6 protein-coding genes and 2 pseudogenes are annotated in these 8,537 nt (G+C 62.2%); 1 reads left to right on the plus strand and 7 read right to left on the minus strand.

From position 1 onward, the window contains the following. From Q0L30_RS02275 to Q0L30_RS02290, 4 genes are all read right to left on the minus strand, one after another. Positions 1-538: DsbE family thiol:disulfide interchange protein (locus Q0L30_RS02275; RefSeq protein ID WP_296650628.1), on the minus strand; the 538-nt coding region annotated here is incomplete at its 3' end. Positions 539-548: 10 nt separating this feature from the next. Next, the gene (locus Q0L30_RS02280; protein WP_296650631.1) at positions 549-2,519 is read right to left on the minus strand and encodes a heme lyase CcmF/NrfE family subunit; all 1,971 of its coding nucleotides are present in this window, start codon (positions 2,517-2,519) and stop codon (positions 549-551) included. Then, positions 2,516-2,971, minus strand: a complete 456-nt coding sequence (gene ccmE / locus Q0L30_RS02285) for a cytochrome c maturation protein CcmE (RefSeq protein ID WP_296650641.1) — start codon at positions 2,969-2,971, stop codon at positions 2,516-2,518. Before ccmE ends, Q0L30_RS02280 begins: the two co-directional genes overlap by 4 nt. An 11-nt stretch (positions 2,972-2,982) precedes the next feature. Beyond that, entirely contained in the window at positions 2,983-3,186 is a 204-nt protein-coding gene (locus tag Q0L30_RS02290) for a heme exporter protein CcmD (RefSeq protein WP_296650633.1), read from the minus strand. Positions 3,187-3,335: 149 nt separating this feature from the next. On the opposite strand from Q0L30_RS02290, the pseudogene Q0L30_RS02295 reads away from it, so the two are divergent. Continuing rightward, positions 3,336-3,849 (plus strand): annotated as a pseudogene (locus Q0L30_RS02295) (hypothetical protein). Between the two features lie 255 nt (positions 3,850-4,104). Here the strand turns inward: Q0L30_RS02295 and Q0L30_RS02300 are convergent. From Q0L30_RS02300 to Q0L30_RS02310, 3 genes and pseudogenes are all read right to left on the minus strand, one after another. Continuing rightward, positions 4,105-5,016: pseudogene (locus Q0L30_RS02300) on the minus strand (helix-turn-helix domain-containing protein); the annotation flags it as partial. 97 nt (positions 5,017-5,113) lie between these two features. Then, positions 5,114-5,734, minus strand: a complete 621-nt coding sequence (locus Q0L30_RS02305; RefSeq protein ID WP_296650636.1) for a NapC/NirT family cytochrome c — start codon at positions 5,732-5,734, stop codon at positions 5,114-5,116. Between the two features lie 25 nt (positions 5,735-5,759). After that, positions 5,760-8,189 carry an MtrB/PioB family decaheme-associated outer membrane protein gene (locus tag Q0L30_RS02310; protein WP_296650638.1) on the minus strand — a complete coding sequence of 810 codons (2,430 nt, stop codon included), beginning with the start codon at positions 8,187-8,189 and terminating at the stop codon, positions 5,760-5,762. Between the last annotated feature and the right edge of the window lie 348 nt (positions 8,190-8,537).

Raw genomic sequence — 8,537 nt, forward strand, 5'->3', positions numbered from 1 at the left:
TGGCGATCACGTCCGGCGTCAGCGCACCCACGTGCTTCCACACGATCACGCCCTGCGCGTCGATCAGGAACGTCTCCGGCGCGCCGTACACCCCCAGCTCGATGCCCATGCGCCCGTCCGCATCCACCAGCGTCATCCCGAACGGGTTGCCCTGCTGCTGCAGCCACGCCGTCGCGTCCTTCGCGCTGTCCTTGTAGTTCAGCCCGATCAGCTGGTCGCCGCGACCCTGCGCGCGCAGCGTGTCGCCCAGCGCCATGACCACCGGCTGCTCGTCGGCGCACACGTTGCACCACGACGCCCACAGGTTCACCAGCCGCGGCTTGCCGCGCAGCTGCGCCGGGCCGATCGCGCCTCCGCCGGCGGCCGTGCTGCCCAGCTGCGGCAGCGCCATGTCCGGCCACGGCTTGCCGATCAGCATCGAGGGCAGTTCGCGCGGATCGCGCGTCATCCCCACCGCCAGCAGCAGCAGCAGCGCGAGGGCCGCCACCGCCGACAGCGTCAGGATCCAGTGGCGGCGCAGCGAGGTCAGGATATTCATGCGTGCAACTTCACAGAGAAGAAAGGGTTTCCGGCACCGGGGCAGCAGCAGCAGCGGCTGCGGCCTGCGGCGCCGCACGGCGCAGCCGGCGCGCCAGCGCCGCACTGAGCGCACCCGCGCCCATGCACAGCACGCCGAGCCACACCCAGCGCATGAACGGCTTGTACTGCACACGCACGCTCCACGCGCCGCTGGTCTCGTCCACCGGCGTGCTCAGCGCCACGTACACGTCGCGCGTCAGGGTCCAGTCGATCGCGCTGTGGCTCAGCGGCATCTGCGAGCCGATATAGGTGCGCTTCTCGCTCACCAGCGCGCGCGGCGCCTGCGACGGACAGCGCAGCGTAAAGCGCCCCACCTGCGCGTCGTAGTCCGGGCCGCGTCCCTGGCCCATGCCGTCGAAGCTCACCGTGCAGCCGGCCAGCGCGCGCGTGTCGCCCGGCGCCATGCTCACGTCGTGCTCCACGCCGTAGCCCTTGACCATCGCCACGCCCACCACGAAGATCGCGATGCCCAGGTGCGACACCACCATCCCCAGGCCCGAGGCCCCGAGGCCGCCGCCGCGCACGCGCTGCACCGCCCACTGCAGCGTGCTCACCGCCACGCCCAGCGCGCCCAGCAGCGCCACCACCACCAGCACGTGCACCATGCCGTACGCACGCGCGAGCAGCAGCGGCAGCACCACCGCGCCGGTCACGAGCGCCACCAGCGTGGGCAGCATCCGGCGCAGCAGCTCGCCGCCCGTGTTTTTGCCCCAGCGCAGCCAGATCGACACGATCAGCAGCAGCAGCGCGGGCATCAGCACCGGCATCATGACCGCATCGAAATACGGCACGCCCACCGAGATCTTGCCCAGCTGCAGCGCATCCATGACCAGCGGATACAGCGTGCCCAGCAGCACCACCCCGCAGGCCACCACCAGCAGCAGGTTATTGAGCGCCAGCGCCGTCTCGCGCGAGGCGAGGCCCGGCGCACGCGGTGCGCGCACCGGCTGCAGCCGCTCGCGGTAGCGCGCCACCAGCGCCAGGCTGCCCAGCAGCGCGAACGCGATCAGCGCGAGCATCGCGATGCCGCGGCGCGGATCGGTCGTGAACGCGTGCACCGAGATCAGCACGCCCGAGCGCACGAGGAAGGTGCCCAGCAGCGAGAGCACGAACGCGCCGATGGCCAGCGCCGCCGTCCAGTACGCGAAGTGGCCGTGCTGGTCGCGTGCGACCTGCACGTGCAGCAGCGCCGCGAGCACCAGCCAGGGCATCAGCGAGGCGTTCTCCACCGGATCCCAGAACCACCAGCCGCCCCAGCCCAGCACGTAGTACGCCCACCACGAACCGAGCGCGATGCCCAGCGACAGGAACACCAGCGCCGCGGCCGTGTAGGGCCGCGCCCAGCGCACCCACAGCGCGGGCGCACCGCGCCAGAGCGCGGCCATCGTCATCGCGAACGGCACCGTGGTGCCCACATAGCCCAGGTACAGCAGCGGCGGATGCATCGCCATGCCCGGATCCTGCAGCAGCGGGTTCAGGCTCTGGCCCTCATCGGGCGCGGGCAGCAGGCGCACGAACGGGTTCGAGGTGAACAGCACGAACGCGCCGATGCACAGGCTCACCAGTCCGAGCATGCCCAGCACGCGCGACGCGTAGCCCGCGTCATGCCGGCGCAGGCCCCACATCGACGCCAGGCTCCAGAGCGCGAGCGCCGCCATCCACAGCAGCATCGAGCCCTCGTGCCCGCCCCACACCGCCGCGATGCGGTAGATCACCGGCAGGCTGGTGTGGCTGTTCTGCGCCACATAGAGAATCGAGAAATCGTCGTTCACGAACGCCACCGCGAGCAGCACGATCGCGCCGAGAATGCCGCCGATCTGCCACAGCGCGGCCAGCGTCGCGAGCCGCGGCTGCGCCTGCGGGCCCAGACCGCCCCACGCCTGCACCGCCGCCGCGACCACCGCGAGGATCAGCAGCAGCTGTCCAAGTTCACCGATCATTGCGCGGCTCCCGTTGCTGACTGTGCTGCCTGCGCGGCCTGCATCGTCCCGCCCATCTTCGGCGGCGTGTAGTTCTCGTCGTGCTTGGCCAGCACCTCGGTGGCCACCAGCGCGCCCTTGCCGTCGAGGCGGCCCTGCGCGATCGCGCCCTTGCCCTCGGCGAACAGGTCGGGCAGCACGCCGTGATACGTCACCGGCACGCTGTTTTTACCGTCCATCAGCGTGAAGCGCACATCCAGCGCGTCGCCCGGCGAGCGCTGCAGCGAGCCCGTCTGCACCATGCCGCCCACGCGCAGCGTCTCGCTCGCGTGTGCGCTGCCCGAGGCGATGTCGCTCGGCGTCACGTAAAACATGAGGTTGCTGCGGAAGGCCTGCTTGACGAACACACCCGCGGCCACCAGCAGCGCCGCGGCCACCAGGATCAGCAGCAGGCGCTTGCGGCGCGGGGTCAGTACGGTCGCGCTCATGGCGACTCTCCTTGTGTTGCGGCCAGTGCCGCGTTGTGCGCCCCGAGCTGGGCGCGCCGCGCGCGAAGCTTCAACGCCAGTTGCTCGGCTGCGAGCGCAACGACCACCGACGCCACGCTGCCCCACACATGAACGCCGTAGCGTCCCATTCGAAGGAACGACGCCCAGTCGCTCCACCACAGATGGAAAAATTCAGACATCACCGACCTTCCATGTGACACATATCTATCGCACCGTTGCAATGACAACCTGCAGGCAAAGCCTGGAGGTCTGCCCAATAGCGCTGCAAAGGGACTGTTTACTATCCCGGTTGGCTGCTACGCGGCCCTCGAACGACGGGGACGCGAGGATGAAAGCGCCGGTCATTGACGACGGCTTACGAACACTGATCGACCCATTGCTACGTTTGCCGAAATATTCGGCGAAAAGAGATTCCGGCCGTACGCGCGTATCGAATCGCGCGCCGCCCGGCAGTTTTCTGTTCGCAATGAACGGTGTATGGGATCGTTTGAGCGAGCTGCTGCTCGCAATGCGGCGCAAGACGGGCGAAAAACCGGACCGAACGACACGGATCGCGCACGCCCCGCTTCGAAGCACATCGCGACGCTTATTGCCGGCAGCGTGCCGGTCAGCGTGATATTGACGCACTCGAGCGCCTGCCGCATTACAAGGCGCCGCACCGATCGCGGTAATGGCCTGAGCAGATTTCGCCGGAATGTCGAACAAACTCACTTCGTGCTCCACAACTTTTGCCGTCTTCATATTTGCTTCGAACATCGCACCGACAGTCACGAAAGTTTCTTGATGCGAACCTGCCTATCAATTGCCTGAAAATATTCAGACATATACAGCAGGTTTTTTAACTCGACATCAATCATTACGTGCTATCTATTCGTTTAAAGCTTACCATGCATTTGATGGCACTCCCTACCGCAGAATTGATCCTGCTCATGAGTGCACGATTCACACGATTCACACACATCGTTTCACTTTTTCAAGAGCCGTTTGCACGACAGGCTCGAAATCGCGAATCAGGTAGACGATGCTATTTTAGGCGCGCAAAAGTAATGTTTTGCATGGTCTTTTGACGCACCATTCGCGGTGTCCGCGGCGCGTTCAATTCGCACTTTGAACCGATCGTGCGCTCCATCCATGTCAATTGCCAGCGGCTTCGTTTCAAGCAATTCAGCAATGCGCTCGACAGGCGTTTTGCCGCGGAGACAGCCCTGCGGGCGCTGCCAGTTGCAATTGAACTGCCACTCCGCTATTCGCTGATCGATCCCTTCTCCGCCCGGAACATGGTGGGTCCAGAATTCATCCAGATCCGCGATCTGCGAGCGCTCGACCCTGCTATTACGTTGCGGCGAGCCGAGTGGAATGGGCCGGAATTTGATGCGCTCCCGCACCAGGCGCCGCTGCACCGTCTCGGCGAAGAATTCCGCACCGTGGTCGGTTTGTATGCAGCGGATCGGAAATGGCATTTCCTCAATCACGCGCTCGAGAAAACGCACTGTATTTCTGGCACTTCGGCGCGCATAGACCGCCAGTACCCGAAACCTGGAACACTCGTCGATGGCCGTGTATTGATACACGCCCGTCGCAATCTTCATGGTGTCCATCTGAACCCGGTTACCCGGAAATGGACGGCTATGGCGCTTTGGCCTTACACGGCGCCGGGGCCGGACCAAAGGCTTTACGCACGCTTCAAGCAAAACCTTGTGAATGGTCGCAAGGGATAACTTCTGATGATCGTGAAACCGCAGTTCATTCTGGATCCGACGTGCGCCTTTATGTTCGGCGCGCAATCGCAGAATCTCCGTGCGAACGGCTTCAGAGATTTTTCGTTTGGGACTGTTGAGAGGGCGACGGCTTTGCGATTTGAGACCATCCTCGCCGGCTTCCTCATAACGGCGCAGCCACTTGCGCAGTGTCGGCCTTGAGATACCGCATTCTGTACAAACGAGACCGGCGTTGCCGGTCTCGTGATACATCATCACCCAACGCAATCTAACAGCGATTTCCTGCTCCATCGCATCATTCTAGTCAGAACGTGCCCATCAACCATCACCACGCTCTTCAGGTTTGAGCGACAAATCGCCGCTAGATCGCGTTTAAAACCCGGTTGTATTACTCGTCCTCATCCGGGTCGTGATACTCCTTGGGCAGGTGGTGCGCAATGCCCTTGTGGCAATCGATACAAGTCTGACCCGATGCCCTCGCCTGCATGTGCTTGTTGTAGCGAGTCTGACCCTGCGCATCCTTGTCCATCGCGTCCCAGTTGTGGCACCGTTGGCATTCGGCAGAACCGTTCGCCTTCATGCGTGCCCACTCCTTGGTGGCAAGTTCCATACGGTTGGTTTCAAACTTCTCGTGCGTATCGATCTTGCCCGTCAGCTTGCCCCAGACTTCCTGGCTGGCTTGCACCTTGCGCCACAGCAACGGCATAAGCGCATGAGGAACGTGGCAATCCGGACATGCTGCACGAACACCGTACTTGTTCTGGTAGTGAATCGTCTTCTTGTACTCTGGATACGGGCCGTCACGCATTTCGTGACAGCTGATACAGAATTCAAGCTGATCGGTTTTATCCAGGGCCGTTTCAAACCCATTCCAAAACACGATGCCAGCGACGACGCCAACCAGGAGCAGCGTTAGCGCGGACCATTTCGCCGATGGGCGCCGTAATGCGCGCCACATTCTGCACAGGAATCCGGGCGATTTCTCGGATCCGGGAGTCTTCTCGTTCATGATACTTTCTGAGTAGTGCCAGGGCTTAAAGGAAAGAATACCGGTACGTCACGAACACAATATTTTGCGTATAGGTCGGCGACACTTGATTCGACGGCATCGTGGACACCGGCGTGAAGCCGAGCGCGTATGCGTTGTAGAAGTAGTCGTTCGAACTGAGACGCTGATAAATGTATCCGGCGCTGATCGTCGAGGCCTTGTTCAGCTGATAGGCGCCAACGAAGCGAATCTGAAGCATGTTGCTCGTGATGTCCGGCGGCGAACCGAACGTACCCGCTGCCTGCGTCGGCAGATTCACGTTCGTCGTGGTGTACGTGGACCGTCCCAGCGAGTAAGAAACGTCTTCGCTGAACCGGAGCTTGCCGTTGAGCAGCTTCTGCTTGCCGTCGACGCCAAACGCGACGTCGTGATCCGCCAGTGAATTACCCCACTCGGCAGCCAGATTCCCCGGGAGACCACTCGGCAGAGAGGCATTCGTGCCACCCTTGGTGTTCAGCATGTTGTACGAGTTGTTCTGCCAGCTCGCGTAAGCGCCAAACGAGTAGTTATCGGAGATGTCGTACTGAGCGTCGATGTTGATGCTGCTGGAATTGCCGCTCTGCACGCCGAACGTGTGGTCGTAATAGTCGTCACGCGTATACCGGCCGTCGACGCCGACGCTGAAGGCGTTGGTCACCTGCCAGTTCACGCCGGCCTTGAACAGATTCTGGCGACGCGATGCCTGATAGAAGGCGACGAAACCGAAGTCTTCCATACCGGCTGCATCAATCGGGTTGTAGAACGCCGGATTGATGGTCGACCTGCGATCGGCGTAGGTGTAGCCCGCGTTGAAGCTGACTGAATCAAGAATATTCAGGTTGTACTTCGCAACGAGGCGGTTTTCAGCTGAGTCGGGCGACTGCACGCACGAGGAATCGACGTAGTAGCCAGCAGGAGCCGAGGCGCCCGTCGCGTTGTTGGCGAGCGCGTTCTTGCACCAGCGGTTGATTTCCTCGAACTCGTAGCCCAGATGCAGGTGCTGCGCGTTGTCGAAGCGGTAGTCGAGTCCTGCATCGACGTCCGCCTTGCGCAGGCTCATCGGTGTGTTGACAACGAGCCGGTTCTTGCCGCCGAGGTCATAGAACGAATACGTATTGGAGGACGTATTGTTGTCGCGCTCGTCGTACGTGAAGCCCACGTTCAGGCCGAGCTTGTTGGTGAGCTGATGCGTCAAACGGCCGTCGGCGTGCCAGATGATGACCTGGCCGTCGAGCGACTGCACCGGCAGACCCGGCAGGGTGGCAAGACCACCACTACCGCCGGTAATGCTGTTCGGCGTGTACGTGCCGGCATAACTGTCGTCCTGCGTGTTCAGTGCGACCGAGGCGCTACCCACCACCTTGGTTTTATTACTGAAGATGTAGCCACCCGTGAACTTCAGTTGCTGGAACTGGTTGCTCGGCGGCGTGCTCATGGTGCTAACCGGGTAACCGGTCACGCCGGTCGCGAGCAGCGGCGCAGTGCCGTTCGTACCCGTGCTGACGTACGGATTCGTCCACGACACACCGCTGTAGTCGTCGTGATACAGCGAGACGTAGTACTCCGCGCTCGCGTAGGCCTTCTGTCCAACCCAGTTCAACGCAACGTTGAGGTTGTCGGTGGTCGACTCGGTCGGATTCATCAGAATAGCGACACCTTCGCCGCCGTAATTGAATCCGCCCAGTGCGGTCAGGTTCAACGGATCGGTAGCCGCACCGATCAGCTTCGCACCGGACATGTCCAGGTGGTTGTAATCGAACTTGACGCTCCAGTTATCGTTGATCTGGTAGCTGGAGGTAACGCTGGTGTTCAGGCGCTGGTTATAGACGTCATGTTCGTTGAAAGCCCCCAATTGCGTGGCCGTCAATCCCTGGGTACCGCCCTGGCGCCCAGCGGGCTGGTTCGCGATGGCCGTCTTGTTGACGATGCCGAAGTTCGACGGGAGCGTGAACACATTGTCGCCCTGCGAACCCAGGAACGGGCTTTGGTAACCCGTCGTGGTGTAGTGGCGCAGCTGGTCGAAGTTCACCCCGAACGACCACTTGCCCTGCTGTTCAATGCTGGCGCCGGCAGAGCGTGAGGTGGTGCCGAGATCCTTGCCGGTGACCTGCCAGCGCAGGTTGCCGCCGTTCTGGCAGAAGCCGCTGCCGCCTTGTATGTTCAAGGCGCCGAGGCCGTAAAGGCCGGACTTGTTGATGCCGTTGTACTCGCCGAATTTGTTCGACGAGTCCGACGCGTTCAGGATGCCGGCTTCGACATAGTTGGTCGGGCACACCAGTGCCTTGACGTCGCTATCCATGTCGTCCGCCGATGCTTTCGCGGCGGCCTGTGCGGCAGCCAGGCCCGGCACCGCCAGCATGAACAGTGCAAGCACAGCCAGCCGTACAGGGTTTGCCAGAATTTCCCCAGGCAAATCAGTTTTGCGCGTTTTCATCATTCACCATTTCTTTTGTGTTTGGCTTCGTCACTAATCGTGTTGGCAGATGAGCGACCAACACGCGGGGAGCACGGTCTGACAAGCGTTTGGCAACTTTTCAGACAAAGCTCGCCCACCTCCCGCCGGAAGTCTTGTCAGGCAAGACCTCCGGCGGCAGCGTCTACAGCAACAACACGAATTAGCGACAGTGCCTTTGTGGTTAGCGGTGCAGGAATGCGCCGGCCGGAGAATTCGACCCGTGCACCATGACGTGACAGTTCATACAGGCGCGGCCAACCACGTTGTTGTTCGGCGCGGTATTCGCCGGCAGGCCACCACCCTGAATCCCCGCCACCGCGGAACCGGTCG

The organism is Paraburkholderia sp., from assembly GCF_024281035.1.
In the GTDB taxonomy this organism is placed as follows: domain Bacteria; phylum Pseudomonadota; class Gammaproteobacteria; order Burkholderiales; family Burkholderiaceae; genus Paraburkholderia.